The 16,665-nt window shown below is 71.5% G+C and carries 15 protein-coding genes; 6 read left to right on the top strand and 9 right to left on the bottom strand.

Features of this window, described 5'->3' with window-relative positions; translation table 11 throughout:
* Positions 1-10 precede the first annotated feature (10 nt).
* Complete coding sequence (locus ACSNOK_RS18850) at positions 11-979, bottom strand: EamA family transporter (RefSeq protein ID WP_436781878.1); 969 nt, start codon at positions 977-979, stop codon at positions 11-13.
* A gap of 104 nt (positions 980-1,083) precedes the next feature.
* On the opposite strand from ACSNOK_RS18850, the gene ACSNOK_RS18845 reads away from it, so the two are divergent.
* Positions 1,084-1,983 carry a LysR family transcriptional regulator gene (locus ACSNOK_RS18845; protein WP_436781877.1) on the top strand — a complete coding sequence of 300 codons (900 nt, stop codon included), beginning with the start codon at positions 1,084-1,086 and terminating at the stop codon, positions 1,981-1,983.
* A 120-nt stretch (positions 1,984-2,103) separates the two neighbouring features.
* On the opposite strand, the gene ACSNOK_RS18840 is transcribed toward ACSNOK_RS18845, so the two are convergent.
* Positions 2,104-3,540 carry a S28 family serine protease gene (locus ACSNOK_RS18840; RefSeq protein ID WP_436781876.1) on the bottom strand — a complete coding sequence of 479 codons (1,437 nt, stop codon included), beginning with the start codon at positions 3,538-3,540 and terminating at the stop codon, positions 2,104-2,106.
* Between the two features lie 175 nt (positions 3,541-3,715).
* Here ACSNOK_RS18840 and ACSNOK_RS18835 point away from each other — a divergent pair, with 175 nt between their 5' ends.
* Positions 3,716-4,765 carry a CapA family protein gene (locus ACSNOK_RS18835; RefSeq protein WP_436781875.1) on the top strand — a complete coding sequence of 350 codons (1,050 nt, stop codon included), beginning with the start codon at positions 3,716-3,718 and terminating at the stop codon, positions 4,763-4,765.
* Positions 4,766-4,823: 58 nt separating this feature from the next.
* Here ACSNOK_RS18835 and ACSNOK_RS18830 read toward each other — a convergent pair whose 3' ends face one another.
* The 4 genes from ACSNOK_RS18830 to ACSNOK_RS18815 form a co-directional block, all read right to left on the bottom strand.
* Entirely contained in the window at positions 4,824-5,702 is an 879-nt protein-coding gene (locus ACSNOK_RS18830) for a methyltransferase domain-containing protein (RefSeq protein WP_436781880.1), read from the bottom strand.
* A gap of 303 nt (positions 5,703-6,005) precedes the next feature.
* The gene (locus ACSNOK_RS18825; RefSeq protein ID WP_436781874.1) at positions 6,006-6,137 is read right to left on the bottom strand and encodes a hypothetical protein; all 132 of its coding nucleotides are present in this window, start codon (positions 6,135-6,137) and stop codon (positions 6,006-6,008) included.
* Between the two features lie 414 nt (positions 6,138-6,551).
* A complete protein-coding gene (locus tag ACSNOK_RS18820; protein ID WP_436781873.1) occupies positions 6,552-6,773 on the bottom strand; it encodes a hypothetical protein in 222 nt (73 codons plus the stop codon).
* Positions 6,766-6,951 (bottom strand): hypothetical protein, encoded by a 186-nt coding sequence (locus tag ACSNOK_RS18815; protein ID WP_436781872.1) that lies wholly within the window; start codon positions 6,949-6,951, stop codon positions 6,766-6,768. Before ACSNOK_RS18815 ends, ACSNOK_RS18820 begins: the two co-directional genes overlap by 8 nt.
* A 368-nt stretch (positions 6,952-7,319) precedes the next feature.
* Here ACSNOK_RS18815 and ACSNOK_RS18810 point away from each other — a divergent pair, with 368 nt between their 5' ends.
* From ACSNOK_RS18810 to ACSNOK_RS18800, 3 genes are all read left to right on the top strand, one after another.
* Complete coding sequence (locus ACSNOK_RS18810) at positions 7,320-8,507, top strand: helix-turn-helix transcriptional regulator (protein ID WP_436781871.1); 1,188 nt, start codon at positions 7,320-7,322, stop codon at positions 8,505-8,507.
* 43 nt (positions 8,508-8,550) lie between these two features.
* Entirely contained in the window at positions 8,551-9,126 is a 576-nt protein-coding gene (locus tag ACSNOK_RS18805; protein ID WP_436781870.1) for an HD domain-containing protein, read from the top strand.
* A 77-nt stretch (positions 9,127-9,203) separates the two neighbouring features.
* Complete coding sequence (locus ACSNOK_RS18800) at positions 9,204-9,740, top strand: DUF6879 family protein (RefSeq protein ID WP_436781869.1); 537 nt, start codon at positions 9,204-9,206, stop codon at positions 9,738-9,740.
* A 240-nt stretch (positions 9,741-9,980) separates the two neighbouring features.
* Here the strand turns inward: ACSNOK_RS18800 and ACSNOK_RS18795 are convergent, their stop codons facing one another.
* The 3 genes from ACSNOK_RS18795 to speB form a co-directional block, all read right to left on the bottom strand.
* Positions 9,981-10,616: a hypothetical protein gene (locus tag ACSNOK_RS18795; protein WP_436781868.1), complete on the bottom strand. Its 636-nt coding sequence runs from the start codon at positions 10,614-10,616 to the stop codon at positions 9,981-9,983.
* A 44-nt stretch (positions 10,617-10,660) separates the two neighbouring features.
* A complete protein-coding gene (locus ACSNOK_RS18790; RefSeq protein WP_436781879.1) occupies positions 10,661-14,344 on the bottom strand; it encodes an ABC transporter ATP-binding protein in 3,684 nt (1,227 codons plus the stop codon).
* A 315-nt stretch (positions 14,345-14,659) separates the two neighbouring features.
* A complete protein-coding gene (speB, locus tag ACSNOK_RS18785) occupies positions 14,660-15,637 on the bottom strand; it encodes an agmatinase (RefSeq protein WP_436781867.1) in 978 nt (325 codons plus the stop codon).
* Between the two features lie 161 nt (positions 15,638-15,798).
* Between speB and ACSNOK_RS18780 the strand changes: the two genes are divergently transcribed.
* Positions 15,799-16,599: a phosphatase gene (locus ACSNOK_RS18780; RefSeq protein ID WP_436781866.1), complete on the top strand. Its 801-nt coding sequence runs from the start codon at positions 15,799-15,801 to the stop codon at positions 16,597-16,599.
* The last annotated feature ends 66 nt before the right edge of the window (positions 16,600-16,665 follow it).

The following is a 16,665-nucleotide window of genomic DNA, read 5'->3' as shown; positions in this document are numbered from 1 at the left end:
AGCCGACGCCTCAGCCGCGTCCGTCGCCGCCGTGCGCGGGGGCCGGCGTACCGGCCGCGGCCGGCGGCCCGCCCTGGACCGCCCCGCCCGGGACCGGCGCGCCCGTCCGCGCGACGCGGCGCGCGCCCCGCCGGGTCAGGGAGGTCAGCCCGATGCCGCCGACCAGCAGCACCGCCGCGCACCAGCGCAGCGGGCTCACGCCCTCGCCGAGCAGCAGCGCCGCCGACGACATCCCGAAGACCGGCACCAGGAGCGAGAACGGGGCCACGGCCGAGGCGTCGTGGACGCGCAGCAGGTGCCCCCAGAGGCCGAAGCCGAGCACCGTGCTGACCCAGGCGACGAAAAGGAGCGCGCCGACGCCACTCCAGTCGAGCGACCGCAGCGCCTCCGCGTCGGCGCGCGGGCCCTCCAGGACGAGGGAGAGCAGGAGCAGCGGCAGGACGGGGACGGTGCTCACCCAGACGATGAACCGGAAGGCGTCCGGGGCGGCGGCCTTGCGGGTCAAGATGTTGGAGACGCCCCAGAACGCCGCCGCGGCCATCACGAGGGCGAAGCCGAGGAACGGCCCGGACAGCCCTTCGTCGACCGCCGCGACCGCGATCCCGGCGACCGCCACGGCCATGCCCACCGCCCGCCTCCCGCGCACCCGTTCGCCGAGCGCGAGGAAGGCGAAGAGCGCGGTGAACACCGCCTGCGCCTGGAGGACCAGCGAGGACAGCCCGGCGGGCATCCCGGAGCGCATGCCGATGAACAGCAGCCCGAACTTGCCCACGCCCAGCGTCAGTCCGACCCCGACGATCCAGCGCCACTTCACCGGCGGCCGGCCGACGAAGAAGACGGCGGGCACCGCCGCCGCGAGGAAGCGCAGGGCGTCGAAGAGCAGGGGCGGGAAGTGGTCGAGGCCGATGTCGATGACGACGAAGTTGACCCCCCACAGAGCGGCGACGAACACGGCGAGGAAGAGGTGACGCGGTGGCATGCGACCAGCATCACGGGCCTGAACCGTACAGCACCAGTTCATCTTTCTTCACTATGGGATGGAGCAGCGCTTCAAAGAGTGCTCTTCGACGAGGAGGTGACAACGTGCTGGACCTGTCCCGGATGCGCGCCCTGCACGCCGTGTCCGTGCACGGTTCGGTCAGCGCGGCGGCGATGGCCCTGGGCTACACCCCGTCCGCCGTGTCCCAGGCGATCGCCAAACTGGAGCGGGAGACCCGTACCCCGCTGCTGGAGCGACGCGGCCGGGGCGTGGTGCTCACCGACGCCGCCGTGCGGCTCGCGGAGACCGCGCGGGAGCTGATGGTGCTGGTCGAGCGGGCGGAGACGGAGCTCGACGAGCGGCGCGGCCTGCCGACCGGACGGCTGACCGTCGGCGCGTTCCCCACGGCCGCCCGGGACCTGCTGCCGGGCGTCCTGGCCCGGCTCGCGCGCGAACACCCCACGGTTGACGCCCGGTTGACGGAGATCGACCCGCACCTGTCGGTGGGGCTCGTCGCGCAGGGGGTGATCGACCTGGCCGTGGCCCACGACTGGGACATCAACCCGCTGCCCGCGCCGGAGGGCATGGAACGGGCGGTGCTGGGCGAGGACCTGTGCGACCTCCTCGTCCCCCGGGACCACCCCCTCGCCGGCCGCGGCACGGTCACGGCCGCGGACCTGGTGGCGGAGCGCTGGATCTGCCAGCCGCCCGGCACCGTCTGCCACGACTGGCTGGTACGGACCCTGCGCGCGACCGGCCACGAGCCGAACCTCGTCCACCAGGTGGCCGAGTACCAGACGCAGTTGGCCTTGGTGAACGCCGGGTTGGGCGTCGCCGTCATACCGCGCCTGGGCCGCGGCGCGCTGCCGCCGGACGTAAGGATCGTGGCGGTCGAGCCCGTGCCGGTACGGCGGCTGTTCGCGTACTGGCGGATCGGGGCGGCCCGGCGCCCGGCGATCACGGAGACGGTCCGGCTGCTGCGCGCGGCGGCGACCGGCGGGTGACAGCCGGGACGACGGCCGGGGGGTGACGGCCGGGGGAGGTCGCGGAGCCCCGACGCGACGGCGGGCGCCCCCTCCCGGGAAGCGCCCGCCGTCATCTGCTCTCGCCCTCCGCGTGCCGGACTACGGCCGCAGAGTGGCCTGCCGGTCCACCTTGGCGCGGTCCAGCTTGGCGTCGAACGGGGCGAGCGGCTTGGCGGCCTTCTCGTCCTTCTCGACGGCCTTGGGCGCCACGCCGGCCCACTTCAGGACCTCGGCCGTGGCCTTGGCCCGCTCGTCGGCCACCAGCTGGGCGATGTTCGAGCCGTGGTTGCCGCCGGGGGCGTAGAAGCGGAAGTCGTGCCGCGCCGCGGCGCCCTTGCCCAGGCGGAACGGTTCACCGCTCCACGGGTCGTTCTGCCCGTACACGAACAGCATGTTCCGGCTGTCCTCGCGCACCCAGCGGTCGACGTCCGCCATCGCGCCGCTGCGGAACGTCATCGGGATGTCCCGGGGGACGTACGAGCGCGGCTGGTTGATGCCGGGGTACCGCAGCAGGCCCCTGAGGTGCGGGTTCTTCACCGTGGGGGCGCCCAGCTGGGTGCCCGCCTGGTAGTAGTACGGGGTGAAGCGCTCCAGGCCCTGGTCGGTGTAGCCGTCGAAGCCCGAGATGTCGTCGATGAACTTGTACAGCTCGTCGGTGGACGCCTTGGTGGCGGGGACGGAGGCGCAGTCGCTCTGCAGGTGGTACTGCCAGAAGGCCCACACCAGGTCGAGGACGACGTTCTCGTACGCCTTGTCGGCGCTCCCGACGACCTTGAACGTCTTGCCGTTCTCCTTCGCCCACTTCTCGTACCGCGCGACGATCTCGCCGCGGCGGACCAGCGCCTCGCGCTGCACCGAGTTGAGCTGGTTGCGGCAGGCCTGGTCGCCGACGTTCCGGAAGAACTTGTCGTACGCCGAGTCTTCCTTGTCGTTCACGTCGTTGGGCGCGACGTAGGCGACCGTGCCGTTCATGTCGTTCGGGTAGAAGCGGCGGAAGTAGGTGGCCGTCATGCCGCCCTTGCTGCCGCCCGTGGCCAGCCAGTTCTTCCCGTACACCGGCTTCAGCGCCTTGTACAGGCGGTGCTGGTCGCTCGCGGCCTGCCAGATGTCCAGCTTGGACCAGTCGGCGGGCTGCGGGCGGGACGGGGTGAAGAACCGGTACTCCATCGACACCTGGTTGCCGTCCACGATGCGCGTGGGCTCGCTGCGGCTCGGGTTGGTGGAGACGTTGTAGCCGGACGTGAAGAACACGGTGGGCCGGTCGGTGTCCTTGTGCAGCAGGGTGAAGCGCTGCTCGAAGGTGCCCTTGCCGGGGTTCCGGTGGTCCACCGGCTGCCGGTACGTCATCACGAGGTAGCGGTAGCCCTGGTAGGGCTTCTCCTCGACGAACTTCATCCCGGGAATGCTCAGGATGCGGTCCTTGATGTCGGTCTTCGGGGCGGTGACGGTGGTCGCCGCCTCCGCCGTGGCGCTGCCGGCGCCGATCGCTCCTATGAGCATCGACGCCGCCAGCAGCGATCTGAGAGCCTTGCGCATGCGCCCTCCCCTGGGTTCGCAAAGGTCGCGGTGAACCTATCGGGGGTGACATGCGTTGCGCCAGACCCTTTGTCCTCGCAGTTCACACGGGTTCGGGCCACCCGAACCGCCCGGACCTCGCAACGGAGACCGAGAGTCGCCGCGGAGACCGGGACCGCCGGGCAATCATGGTGAGGTGTCCTTCACCGTGATCGCCGGTGGCGATGTCCTGATCCATCCTCCGCTGATCGAGCAGGCGGCCCGGGACGCGGAGGCGGCCGGCGGCCGGGGGCTCGACTTCGGGCCGATGCTGGCCGGCCTGAAGCCGACGCTGTCCCGGGCCGACCTGGCCGTCTGCCACCTGGAAACGCCTCTCGCGCCGGCCGGGGGACCGTTCTCGGGATTCCCGGATTTCTCCACCCCGCCGCAGATCGCCACGGCCTTGGCGGACGTGGGGTTCCATAGCTGCTCGACCGCGTCCAACCACACGCTCGACCAGGGCGAGGCCGGTGTGCGGCGAACCCTGGACGCCCTGGACGCGGCCGGCCTGCGGCACACCGGCTCGGCCCGGAACCGGGCGGAGGCGGACCGGCCGAACATCATCGAGGCCGGAGGCGTCCCGGTCGCCCACCTCTCCTACACCTACGGCTTCGGCACCCGGCTCCGGCCCGCGGACAAGCCGTGGCTGGCCAACCCGGTCGGCGAACGCGTCTTCGACGAGGCCCACCGGGCCCGCCGCGCGGGCGCCGAAGTGGTCCTCCTCAGCATGCACTGGGGACGCGAGCACCAGCACGAACCCAGCCCGCGCCAGCTCGCCCGGGCCGCGGAACTCACGGCCGGCTCGTCCATCGACGTGATCCTCGGCCACCACGCCCACGCGGTCCAGCCGATCGAACGGATCAACGGCACGTGGGTGGTCTACGGCCACGGCAACCTCCTCGCGCGGCACCGCGTTTCACGCGGTACCACCGAGGAGGGTCTGCTCTCCTGGTTCCGGTTCTCCCGGACGGGCGGCGCCTGGCGGGTCCGCCGCCTGGGCTTCATCCCCATCCTCATCGACCTGACCGGTCCCGTCCGCGTCGTCCCCCTGCCCACCGCCCTGTCCGACCCCGACCTCCCACCCGAGCGCCGAACCCGCTACGAACAGGCGTACCACCGAACGCGCGCCGCCGCCCTGCACCGCGTCACGACTCCGGCAGCACGACCACTGATGCCCGACGAGCGGACGTCCGACGGTCGCCCATGACACTGTCCGGCCAACTAACCCTGTGGGACGGGCCTTTGATCGACACCCCTCCGAGCCTTCACGACCGCACGACCGGTACGGGCCGACCAGGCTCGTCCAGCCACACGTGTTCACCGTCGGCGGCGTCCACGGTCAGGCCGAACCGCTCGAACCCGGGCCGTCCCCGGGCGTCCCACCAGTGGTAGGCGGCGCTCACCTCTGCCCACAACTTCCGGGGCCCGGACTGGTAGACCTCGAACTCGCCCCTGCCCGGCTCGTAGTCCACCGTCGCCCACGACGTGACGGCGGTATCGCGCAGCCAGAGGGTGTACGAGCCGTCGTCGTACGCCTCCATCCACGGATACGCCCCGGGGACTTGCACACCGATCGCGAACATCACGTGCCAGTCGCCCACGGCGTCCGGAGACAGGCGGGTCGTACCACGCACTCCGTCGGCCGGCCATTTCCGGCCCCCGAGGTACTCCCGGACGTGCGTACGCTCGGTCCGCTGCGCGCGGAGCCGCATGAACGCGGACGAGCCGACGAACCGGCCGGACGCCGACCCGTCCCCCGCGACGGTGAGGCGGACCACGGCTTCCCCTCCGTAGACGGGCCCCCAGGGTGCGACGATGACGCCGCCGGGCTTCGTCTGCGCGATCCACGGCCGGGGCAGGCTCCCGACGGAACACGTGGCGATCACCCGGTCGTACGGCGCTCCGCCGGGGAACCCCTCGGCCCCGTCACCGACCACGACGAGCGGTGCGTACCCGGCCGCACCGAGCCGGGCTCGCGCTTCCCGCGCGCTGGTCTCGTCCACCTCCACCGTGACGACGTTCGCGGCGCCGAGGCGGTGAGACAGCAGGGCGGCGTTCCAACCGGTCCCGGTGCCGATCTCCAGCACGCGATGCCCCTCTTCGACGCTCAGCGCTGCAAGCATCGAAAACACCATGCTGGGCATTGAGTTGGAGCAGGACGGGACCCTCCCCTTGCCCGGACCGCCGTACGCACCGTCGTCCCACTGCGTCGTGATCGGCGCGTCCCGGTAGACGGCAGCCCACCAGGTCTCGGGCTCCTCGGTGCGGACCACGCGATCGCTCTGCCGATTCATACCGGCGCGCCCGGGCCAAATGACGTCCGGCACGAACAAATGCCGGGGCACCGCCTCGAAGGCGGACAACCACTCACTCGTCAGCGCCCCGGACGCCCTGAGCGCGGAAACGAGCCCCTCCGGGCCCGCCTCCCCCATGCCGTCGACGCTCACTCACCTACCGTCCGCCGGGTTCTTGCCGTCGTTGGTGTTGCCGCCCTCGTCGGACCCGCCGCCGCCGTGCTTGTTACCGCTGTCGCTGTCGTCCTGCGGGTTGCCGTCCGCCATCGTCCGCCACCAGGGCATGGTGCCTCCTTGAGTGAGTAGTGCCGGTGGGGAGCCTCTCCACACCGTTCATGCGATGCGCACCCGTCCGGCCGGACGTCCTCCCGACAAGGCCGGACAATCTCGTGCCCCGCCTGCCGCACCCGGATCGTCTTGGGCACAGGCGGGAGTCCGCAGAAGGGGGCCTACGTGACCCAGCCCCCTCCGTCGGCGACCGTGATCGATGGGCCGGCGGACGTCACTTCGGCCCCCAGTGCGCTGCGTACAAGTGCAGCCCACGGGCGGCGACTACGCGTTCGCCCTCGCGACGGTCACCAGCGCGGAGCGCCTGCGCGAAGTCGCCTTTCAGACGAGCACACTCGGGGCATCCGACGCGCCCTCTCCCGCCCGGCCCGCCGTTCTCGGGCGGCATCCCACCACCGTCCCGGTCGGCCGTCACCATCCGCGACGCCCCTCCCGGTTCAGCTCGCGCACGCGGGCGCGAAGCTTGTCGGTGGTGGTGGCCCGGCGGTAGCGCGTCGGCCGCCAGGTCCGTCCGCCTTCCGGCGGGCGGAGGGTGATCCGACGGGTGCCGTGGTCCCAGCCGACGACGACGCCGAACCGGTCGCGGTCGAGGTCCAGGACCAGTTCGAGCGGCTGCGGGATCCAGTCAGTCACGGTGTACCTCGCCCCCGTGCCGAAGCCCCTCCCGGCGCAGCCGCTCCACGCGGGACCAGTCGTGCGCGCGCTCGGCGGCGTGCCGGGCGTCGGTGATCCGGTTGCACTCGGCGCACGGCGCGTGGGGGCTGGGGACGAAGACGGGTCGGGCCCCGACGCCGAACGACAGGTGCGTCACGCGGCACCCCCCGCCCGGCGGATCGCCGTGGGCCACTCGACCGGAACGGCGGGCCGAACGGCTCGGTCGAATTTCTTGCGCGGCCGGCGGCGCTCCAGACGTCCGTGAAGCCTCCGCGTACGACGCATGGGCTCGCCCACTCGTTCGGCGGCGTCGCATGCGTGCGCACCTCGGTGGTACGCGATCGCTGTCATGAATTTCTCTCCTCCGCATGCCCTGCTCATCGGCGATCGGGCACTGACAGGTTGGTCCTGTGTAACGTCGGATGGCAGGGGTTGGAGGTACCCAGTGGGTACCCAAACGCTGTGCTGGGTGCACCAGTTGGTGGATCATTGAAGCGGCGAACGTCGATTCGAAAGCCGGGCAGTATGAGCGCGATCATTGAGGTTCCGGGGCCGGGAGCAAACGTCAGGGTGCTCCGTGACGAACGCGGCTGGAAGCAAGAGGAGCTGGCGCGGCGCGCCGGGTTGTCCAGGCCGCATATCGGAAAGATCGAACGCGGCGAGCGGACGCTGACGCAGGGCGTGGCCGCCGCACTGGCGCGCGCATTCGGCGTCAGCCTTGAAGTGGTCTTGGGATCGACACCGGTGGTCGGCGCCGAGGACTCACTGAAGGCCCTCAACTCGGTGATTCGGCGATTCGACCTTCCGGCCGAATCCACGGCGAGCGCGGAACAACTCAGGGCAGCCCTGGCCGAGATGTCGGAAATTCGAGGGAACGCCGACCTCGGCCTGGTACTCCTGAAGCTTCCGCCGCTTGTGGCGGAAGTGACGAACTACGCTCACAGGACGGGAACGCCGGAGGCGTGGGCCATGGTGGCGGAGGCGTACTCGTGCGTCTACTGGCTCGCCGCGCGCCACCGTTGGATGACCCTGGCCGACTTGGCCGTCACGAAGCAAAAAATCGCCGCACAACAGGCCGACCCGGTAACGCTCGCGGTCGCCGCCAGGGATGAAGCCGGGGTCTACCTGAACCACGGGGAATTCGAGGACGGCCTGGCCGTTGTCGACCGTGCCATCACTCAAGTGGAGCGTGGGGAAGCCAACAGGTTCGAGCGCTCCTACGCTCTGGGAACACTGCACCTCCGGGGACTGACACTGGCCGGGCGACTGGGAGACCGGCGTACGGCCGACCGCCATATCGAGGAAGCCTGGAATCTCGCCGAGGATTTCGGCCGGGACGTCAGCCGCGCCGGAGGACTTCACTTCGGACCGCAGAACACGGCGGTTCATGTCGTCGCGACGTGCAGCGACCTGCGGAGGTACACCGACGCCATCGCGGTCATGCAGGATCTCACCAAGGATCCGGCACGGCGGCCGTTGACGCTTCCCGCCACACGAACCAGCCCGATGTACATGAACACCGCCCGTTCCAAGCTGGCGCTGGGTGATCGGGAAGGGGCGCTTGAGGATCTGGAGAAGGCGTGGAGCATCGCTCCTCAAATGGCGAAGGTACACCCCACCAGCCAGGAGCTCATCCGCGTACTCACGACGCTGCACAAGCGGAGCAACCCGCGGCTCGTCAGGCTCGCCCGAAAAGCCGAAATCGAATTCTGACCGCCTCCTGACGAACACGCGAACCCCCTTCGAAAGGCACCGCATGACGGGCAAAGCACACACCGACGGAACGGCCGGCTTCCTGATGGAGGTAGGCATGCTGAAGCGCGCCAAGCGGTCCGGGTGGTGGATCGCCGGGGTGAAGGACCCGGAGTCGATCGCGGAGCACTCGTTCCGGACGGGGATCATCGGCTCCGTGCTGGCCATGATGGAGGGTGCCGATCCCGCGCGGGTGGCGCTCATGTGCCTCTTCCACGACACACAGGAAACGCGCGTCGGGGACATCCCGCACATCGGGCGGCGTTACCTGACCGCCACGTCCAACGAGAACGTGACCGCCGACCAGGTGTCGGCCGCCCACCCGGCCGTCAGGGAAGGCGTCCAGCGCATCGTCGACGAGTACGAGAACGGGACCGGGCTGGAGGTTCTGTGTGCCCATGACGCCGACAAGTTGGAGTGTCTGATTCAGGCGGTGGAATACCGCGAGCAGGGCTACCAGAACGTGCAGAACTGGATCGACACCAGCCGCGCCAAACTCAAGACGGCGTCGGCACAATCCCTCGCCGAGGCAGCTCTGCGGATGACGTCGGTGCAGTGGCAGGAGACCTACCTCCGTTGACTTCCCCGGGGCCTCCCCCAGTCCCGCCCCTCCCCCCTGGCCAGGCCGCCGTCCGGCGGCAGAAGGAGGTCGAGCGCGTGCCCCGCACCATTTCTCTGGACGCTTTCGGGAAACTGTTCGAGGTCTTCGAGCACAGCGCGTGGCGGCTTGAGACCCGGACGCGGTACGCCTCCGACGAGGCGACCGACACATACGCCCAGTTCCTGAAGGGCGAGCCTCCGCAATGGGATCTCACCACTCCCTGGTCCGTCACCATTCGGAAGAAGACTTCGCGTGGGGCGAGGGTCGGCCGAGTGCGCGTCGTCGATGATCCGCCGACTCCGGGCCAGCGCTACCTCCTGGCGCACGCCGAGAAGAACATCGCGCTCGGCGAGGACATCCGCCACCTGTGGCGCACGGACGCTGAGCAACGGAATCTGCCCACTGAGGACTTCTGGATCTTCGACTCCCGTCTGGTCGCCCTGCTCAACTTCGACGAGGCCGACGACCTCACCGACGTCGAGCTGATCACCGAACCAGCAGAGGTCAGCCGTTACTCTCAAGTATGGGAAAGGGCCTGGCATTACGCGATCGAACACGCGGTATTCACAGCCGAACTCGGCGCCACCGAGTAGCCGTTAGCTTGTACCGGTGAGCAACGGCTTCCAGAGGCCCGCGAAGCTCTCGGAGCACGGATCTCTCGGATACGGTGAGCGCGGGCGCGGGCCGGGTCCGACCGTGGGTGGGCCCCCAGCCCCGACCTTTCACCGTTTCCTACGGGGGCGAGCACCCGCACCCCCGAAACCGCGCTCCGCGCGGTTGTCCTCAAACGCCGGACGGGCTGATATGCGGCGCAGCCGCAATAAGCACACCTCTCAGGCCGCCGTCAACCGTCGCATGGTGGTGAGGAGTTCCTCCGGCGGGCGGATGGAGAACTGCTTCGTCTCGTGGTCGATCGCCGTCAGCGAGGTCAGGGTGCCGTCCCGCCACCAGTAGACCCGGGGCGAGATGCAGTCGCCGGGGTTGTCCTGGTACGCGCCGAGGCCGAACGCCGCCAGGTCGTTGACCGCGCTGACCACCGTCCCGTCCACGATGGGGTGGAAGGCGAGGTTGTGCTTGCTCGGGACGGTGACGAGGACGCCCTCGGCGGGCGGGGCCTGGCCGGTCACTTCGCGGACCAGTTCGTCCAGGACGAGGAGCTTGCTCGCGGCGTGCGCCGAGCCGGCGCCCACGATGTAGAGGACCGTCCCGTCGGGCCGGTCCAGCCGGTCGCTGCCCATGGGGAGCGCCGCGAGGTTGGCGCGGGCCAGAGCGCGCAGGGCCTCGGGGTCGCCGTCCGCCGCCACGCCCTTGTCGTCGAGGAGGACGATCGAGTCGGGGGTGTCGAGGGCGATGCCCTCCACCAGCCCCTCGGCCACCGGGCGGAGGTACCCGAAGGCGTGCCGGACCTCGGCGGGGACGTGGGTGTCGGAGAGCAGGCGCAGCAACGGTTGGTGCGGGAGTGACGTCATGGCGTCAGCCTAGGCGTGCCGCCATGACGTCCTCCCAAGCCCCCTCAGGCGCCCACCCCGAGCGCCTCCTCCCGCCCCGCGCCGCCCGCGAACGTCCGCCACAGTGCCGCGTAACGGCCGTCCAAGGCCAGGAGTTCGGCGTGCGTGCCGTCTTCCACGACCCGGCCCCCGTCCAGGACGACCACCCGGTCCGCCCGCGCCGCCGTCGTCAGGCGGTGGGCGACGACGAGCGTCGTACGCCGGCCCGCCAGCCGGTCCGTGGCCTCGTTGACCAGCGCCTCCGTGGCGAGGTCGAGCGCGGCCGTCGCCTCGTCCAGCAGCAGCACGTCCGGATCGACGAGTTCCGCCCGCGCCAGCGCGATCAACTGGCGCTGGCCGGCGGACAGGTTGCGGCCGCGCTCGGCGACCGGGTGGAGGTAGCCGCCGTCCAGGGTGGCGATCATCGGGTGGGCGCCCACCGCCCGCGCCGCCGCCTCCACCTCGGCGTCGGACGCGTCCGGCCGGCCGTAGGCGATGGCGTCGCGGACCGTGCCGGGGAAGAGGTAGGGCTCCTGGGGGACGACGCCCAGGCGGTGGTGGTACGCGACCGGGTCCAGCTCGCGCAGGTCGTTCCCGTCCACCAGGACCGCTCCCGACGTCGGGTCGTAGTAGCGGGCGACCATCTTGACCAGCGTGGACTTGCCCGCCCCCGTCTCGCCGACGAAGGCGACCGTCTGGCCGGCCGGGATGGTCAGGTCGATGCCGCTGAGGGCCTGGGCGCGACCGCCCGCACCCTCCTCGGCGGTGCCGTAGCGGAAGTGCACGTCGTCGAAGACGATCTCACCGCGCAGCTTCCGCACCGGACGCGGATCCTCCGCCACCGGCGTCGACGTCCGCTCCCGCAGCAGCGCCTGGATCCGGCCCAGCGACACCGTCGCCTGCTGGTAGCCGTCGAAGACCTGCGAGAGCTGCTGCACGGGGGCGAAGAACAGGTCGATGTACAGCAGGTAGGCGACCAGCGCGCCCGTCGTCAGCGTGCCGTCGTCCACCCTCCCCGCGCCGACGATCAGCACCGCCGCCGACGCCACCGACGACAGGAGCTGGACGAACGGGAAGTACACCGAGATCAGCCACTGGCCGCGCACCCGCGCCCGCCGGTAGTCGTCGCTCCGCTCGGCGAACCGGTCGGCGCCCGCCTCCTCGCGGCGGTACGCCTGCACGATCCGCAGGCCGGCGACGCTCTCCTGGAGGTCGGCGTTGACGAGGCCGACCCGCTCCCGGGCGAGTTCGTACGCCTTGACGCTCTGCCGCCGGAAGAAGACCGTGCCGACGACGAGCAGCGGCAGCGTCGCGAAGACCACCAGGGCCAACTGCACGTCGATGACGAGGAGCGCCACCAGGATGCCGAGGAAGGTGAGGACCGAGACGACCGCCGTGACCAGCCCGGTCTGGAGGAACGTCGACAGGGCGTCCACGTCCGTCGTCATCCGAGTCATGATCTTGCCGGTGAGCTCGCGCTCGTAGTAGTCGAGGCCGAGCCGCTGGAGCTGCGCGAAGATCTTCAACCGCAGGGAGTAGAGGATCCGTTCGCCGGTCCGGCCCGTCATCCGGGTCTCGCCGACCTGCGCCGCCCACTGGGCGAGGACGACGAGCAGCGCCAGCCCGGACGCCGCCCACACCGCGCCGAGCGCCATCCGCTCCACGCCCTGGTCGATGCCGTGCCGGATCAGCACCGGCAGCAGCAGCCCGGCGACCGCGTCCACCGCCACCAGCAGCAGGCTCACCGCCAGCGGCGCGCCGAAGCCGCGCAGCAACTGCCGCAGGCCGTACGCCTCCTCGGGCTTGGCGGCCCGCTCCTCGTCGATGTCCGGGGTGTCGGTGGCCGGCGGCAGCGCCGCGACCTTGGCGAGGAGTTCGGGGGTGGCGGGCATGCCGGTGAGGGAGCCGTGCGGATCGTCCGCTTCCGCCGAGTCGTCCCGCTTCCAGAGCGCGGGGGTGACGCCGTCCACGCGGCTGTCCGCCTCGTCCTCGACGGTGTCGACGGGCGGTTCCGTCGCGCCCGCCGGGTCCTTGGCGACGCCGCCCAGCTCGTCGGGGTCGGTCAGCAGCAGCCGGTAGAGGGCGCACCGCTCCTGGAGCTCGTCCGCCGTGCCGACGTCGACGAGCCGGCCGCCGTCCAGCACCGCGATCCGGTCGGCGAGGCCGAGGGTGGACGCCCGGTGGGCGATCAGCAGCGTCGTCCGGCCGGCCATCACGCCGCGCAGCGCCTCGTGGATCTCGTGCTCGACGCGCGCGTCGACCGCCGAGGTGGCGTCGTCGAGGAGGAGCAGCCGGGGGTCGGCGAGGATCGCGCGGGCGAGGGCGATGCGCTGGCGCTGGCCGCCGGAGAGGGTCAGGCCCTGCTCGCCGACCTTGGTGTCGTAGCCCTCGGGCAGCGCCGAGATGAAGCCGTCGGCCTGCGCGGCCCGGGCGGCGGTGCGCACCTGCTCGTCGGTGGCGCCGGGCAGGCCGAACGCGATGTTGTCGCGGACGCTGTCGGAGAACAGGAAGCTGTCCTCGGGCACCAGCCCGATCGCGGCCCGCAGCGAGGCGTGGGTGAGGTCGCGGACGTCGTGGCCGCCGATCCGGACGGCCCCGGACGTCACGTCGTAGAAGCGCGGGAGCAGCAGGGACAGCGTCGACTTGCCGCTGCCGGAGGCGCCGACGACGGCGAGCGTCTCGCCGGGCTCGATCCGCAGCGTCACGCCGTCCAGCACGGGCCGGGAAGGGTCGTAGCCGAACGAGACGTCGTCGAACTCGACGGTCGCGGGCGCGTCCGCGGGGAGCTCGTGGGCGTCGGGGCGCTCGTCGATGACGGGCTCGGTGTCGATCAGTTCGAGGACGCGCTCGACGCCGGCGCGGGCCTGCTGCCCGACGGTGAGGATCATCGTCAGCATCCGGACCGGGCCGACGAGCTGCGCGAGGTAGGTGGAGAAGGCGACGAACGTGCCGAGGGTGATCTGTCCGCGCGTCGCCAGCCAGCCGCCGAGCGCCAGCATGGCCACCTGGCCGAGCGCGGGGACGGCCTGGAGGGCGGGGGTGTAGCGGGAGTTGAGCCGGACCGTGCGCAGCCGCCCGGCGAACAGCCGGCGGCTGACCTTCCGGAGCTTTTCGCTCTCCTGGGCCTCCTGCCCGAAGCCCTTGACGACCCGGACGCCGCCGACGGCGCCGTCCACCACACCGGCGACGGCGGCGGCCTGCCCCTGGGCGTACCAGGTGGCGGGGAAGAGCTTGACGCGGCTGCGGGAGGCGAGGAACCACAGGGCGGGGGCGACGGCCAGCGCCACGACGGTGAGCAGCGGCGAGAGGACCGCCATCACGACCAGCGAGATCAGGAACAGCAGGATGTTGCCGATCATCATCGGCAGCATGAACAGCAGGCCCTGGATCAGCTGGAGGTCGCTGGTGGCGCGGCCGACGACCTGCCCGGTGGAGAGCTCGTCCTGCCGCTTGCCGTCCAGCCGGGCGATGGACGCGTACATCTCGGTACGCAGGTCGTGCTGGACGTCGAGCGCGAGCCGGCCGCCGTAGTAGCGGCGGACGTAGGTGAGGCCGTAGACGACGACCGCGGCGACGATGAGCAGGGTGGCCCAGGGGGCCAGGGGGCGGTGGTGACCACCGATGACGTCATCGATGATCACCTTGGGTATGAGCGGGACGAGGGCCGTGACGGCCATGCCGCCCAGCGAGGAGCCCAGCGCCAGCAGCACGGCCCGCCGGTACCGCCAGCAGTAGCCGGCGAGGCGCCTGGCCCAGCCCGGCTCCTCCGGACGCCCGTCACCGCGTCCGTTCGTACGCCCGTCACCGCGTCCGCCCGTACGACCGTCGTCGCGTCCCCGCGCGCGTATGTCCGCGCGCTGCTCCGCCTTCTCCGCCACCCGGGTCCTCCCGACTCGTACGCCTTACCGGAAGGCGCCAACGCCGGGAGCGGCGGATTTCATCCCGCCGTAACGAACGCCGTGACGATCGCCGTGACGATCGCCGTGACGGACGCCGTGACGGACGGGGACGGCACCCCGGCCCGATCAGCCCTGCGAACGCGCCGCCGCGATCTGCCGCGACATGATCGTCGTCAGCTCGTACGCCGTGTGGGACGCGGCCACGGCCGTGATCTCGGCATGGTCGTACGCGGGGGCGACCTCGACGACGTCCGCGGAGACCAGGTTGCAGGAGGCCAGGCCGCGCAGGATCTCCAGCAGCTCGCGGGAGGTCATGCCGCCCGCCTCGGGGGTGCCGGTGCCGGGGGCGTGCGCCGGGTCGAGGCAGTCGATGTCGATCGAGATGTACAGCGGGCGGTCGCCGATGCGCTGCCGCAGCTGGTCGGCGACCTCGTCGGCGCCCCGGCGGTAGACGTCGGCCGAGGTGACGATGCCGAAGCCCATCTTCTCGTCGTCCGTCAGGTCCTGCTTGCCGTACAGCGGGCCGCGGGTGCCGACGTGGGAGAGGGCGGAGGTGTCGAGGATGCCCTCCTCGACGGCCCGGCGGAACGGAGTGCCGTGGGTGTACTCGGCACCGAAGTAGGTGTCCCAGGTGTCCAGGTGCGCGTCGAAGTGGAGGAGCGCGACCGGACCGTGCTTCTTGGCGACCGAGCGGAGCAGCGGCAGCGCGATGGTGTGGTCGCCGCCGAGCGTCATCATGCGGGCGCCGGTGCCGAGGATGTCGTCGGCCGCGGCCTCGATCGTCTCGACGGCCTCGTTGATGTCGAACGGGTTGGCGGCGATGTCACCGGCGTCCGCGACCTGCGCGAGGGCGAACGGCGACGCGTCCTGCGCCGGGTTGTAGGGGCGCAGCAGCCGGGACGCCTCGCGGATGGCGTTGCCGCCGAAGCGGGCGCCGGGGCGGTAGGAGACGCCGGTGTCGAAGGGCACGCCGACGACGGCGACGTCGGCCGTGCCGACCTCGTCGAGCCGGGGCAGCCGGGCGAAGGTCGCCGGTCCGGCGTAGCGCGGGATACGGGACGAGTCGACGGGGCCGCGCGGTTCACGGGGGGCGTCGGTGGTCATGCGGGGAGCCTCTCGGATCGCTGCCTGGGACGTTCCCGAGGGTAGGCAGGGGGCGGGTTTCCGCACATGTACGGAACTGTGCGTCCGGCCTCTTCTCTTGGACACGGCGTCCATCGCGGGCCGGGGGAGACCGCGGCCCGGCGGGCGGGGAGAATGCCCTCATGCCGACGCCGCAGACCGTACCCACCCGAGCCGAGCTGTTCGACCACCTCGTCAGGACGCGCATCGCGGGGGTCGTCGCGACGCCCCGCCAGAACAGTCTCGACCACTACCGCCGGCTCGCGCACGGCGACCGGCTGTACTGGCTGGGCGTGGAGCTGGGCGACCGCTGGACGGACGAGCAGGACGTGCTGGCCGTCATGGCCGAGCGCTGCGGGGTCAGCGACGACCCGGCGCTGCGGTCCGGGCAGGACGCCATCGACCCGGAGCTGACGCTCGCCGCGCTGGAGCGGGCGGCCGTGTGCCTGCGCAAGGCGGCGGAGGCGCGGCAGCGCGTGCTGTTCGCCACCGGCCACCCCGGCGGGCTGCTGGACGTGCACCGGACGACGGCCGCGGCCCTGCGCGCCGCCGGCTGCGAGATCGTCTCGGTGCCGGGCGGGCTGCGGGCGGACGAGGGCTCGGTGTACCAGGTCGCCGACGTGGCGGTGTTCGAGCGCGGGGCCACGCTGTGGCACACCCACTCCCCCGCCCCGATGGCGGCGGTCCTGGACGGGCTGGAGCGGGAGGGCCACCCGCTGCCGGACCTGGTGGTCGCGGACCACGGGTGGGCGGGGTGCGCGGCGCAGCGCGGGATCGACACGGTCGGCTTCGCGGACTGCAACGATCCGGCGCTGTTCCTGGCGGAGGCGGAGGGGGTGCTGCGGGTGGCGGTGCCGCTCGACGACCATGTCGTCGATCCTCGGTTCTACGAGCCGATGACGGCGTACTTGCTGGACGCGGCGGGGCTGCCGGCGGCTGGGTGACGCTTCCCCGGCCCCGCCCCTTCACCGTTTCTTGCGGGGGCCGGCCCCCGCAAGAAACGGTGAAGG

Origin of the sequence: Streptomyces sp. URMC 126 (assembly GCF_051386555.1) — a bacterium.
Classification (GTDB): domain Bacteria; phylum Actinomycetota; class Actinomycetes; order Streptomycetales; family Streptomycetaceae; genus Streptomyces.
The sequence above is the reverse complement of the archived record's forward strand: the minus strand, read 5'-3'. Positions and strand labels throughout refer to the sequence as shown.

What these genes read in the sequence shown, in the direction of transcription:
- ACSNOK_RS18840 (WP_436781876.1), bottom strand. Translation starts at nt 3,540, where the DNA reads ATGCGCAAGGCTCTCAGATCGCTGCTGGCGGCGTCGATGCTCATAGGA.
- ACSNOK_RS18795 (WP_436781868.1), bottom strand. Translation starts at nt 10,616, where the DNA reads ATGACGTCACTCCCGCACCAACCGTTGCTGCGCCTGCTCTCCGACACC.
- ACSNOK_RS18780 (WP_436781866.1), top strand. Translation starts at nt 15,799, where the DNA reads ATGCCGACGCCGCAGACCGTACCCACCCGAGCCGAGCTGTTCGACCAC.
- ACSNOK_RS18805 (WP_436781870.1), top strand. Translation starts at nt 8,551, where the DNA reads ATGACGGGCAAAGCACACACCGACGGAACGGCCGGCTTCCTGATGGAG.
- ACSNOK_RS18825 (WP_436781874.1), bottom strand. Translation starts at nt 6,137, where the DNA reads ATGCCCTGGTGGCGGACGATGGCGGACGGCAACCCGCAGGACGACAGC.
- ACSNOK_RS18830 (WP_436781880.1), bottom strand. Translation starts at nt 5,702, where the DNA reads ATGCCCAGCATGGTGTTTTCGATGCTTGCAGCGCTGAGCGTCGAAGAG.
- ACSNOK_RS18810 (WP_436781871.1), top strand. Translation starts at nt 7,320, where the DNA reads ATGAGCGCGATCATTGAGGTTCCGGGGCCGGGAGCAAACGTCAGGGTG.
- ACSNOK_RS18850 (WP_436781878.1), bottom strand. Translation starts at nt 979, where the DNA reads ATGCCACCGCGTCACCTCTTCCTCGCCGTGTTCGTCGCCGCTCTGTGG.
- speB (WP_436781867.1), bottom strand. Translation starts at nt 15,637, where the DNA reads ATGACCACCGACGCCCCCCGTGAACCGCGCGGCCCCGTCGACTCGTCC.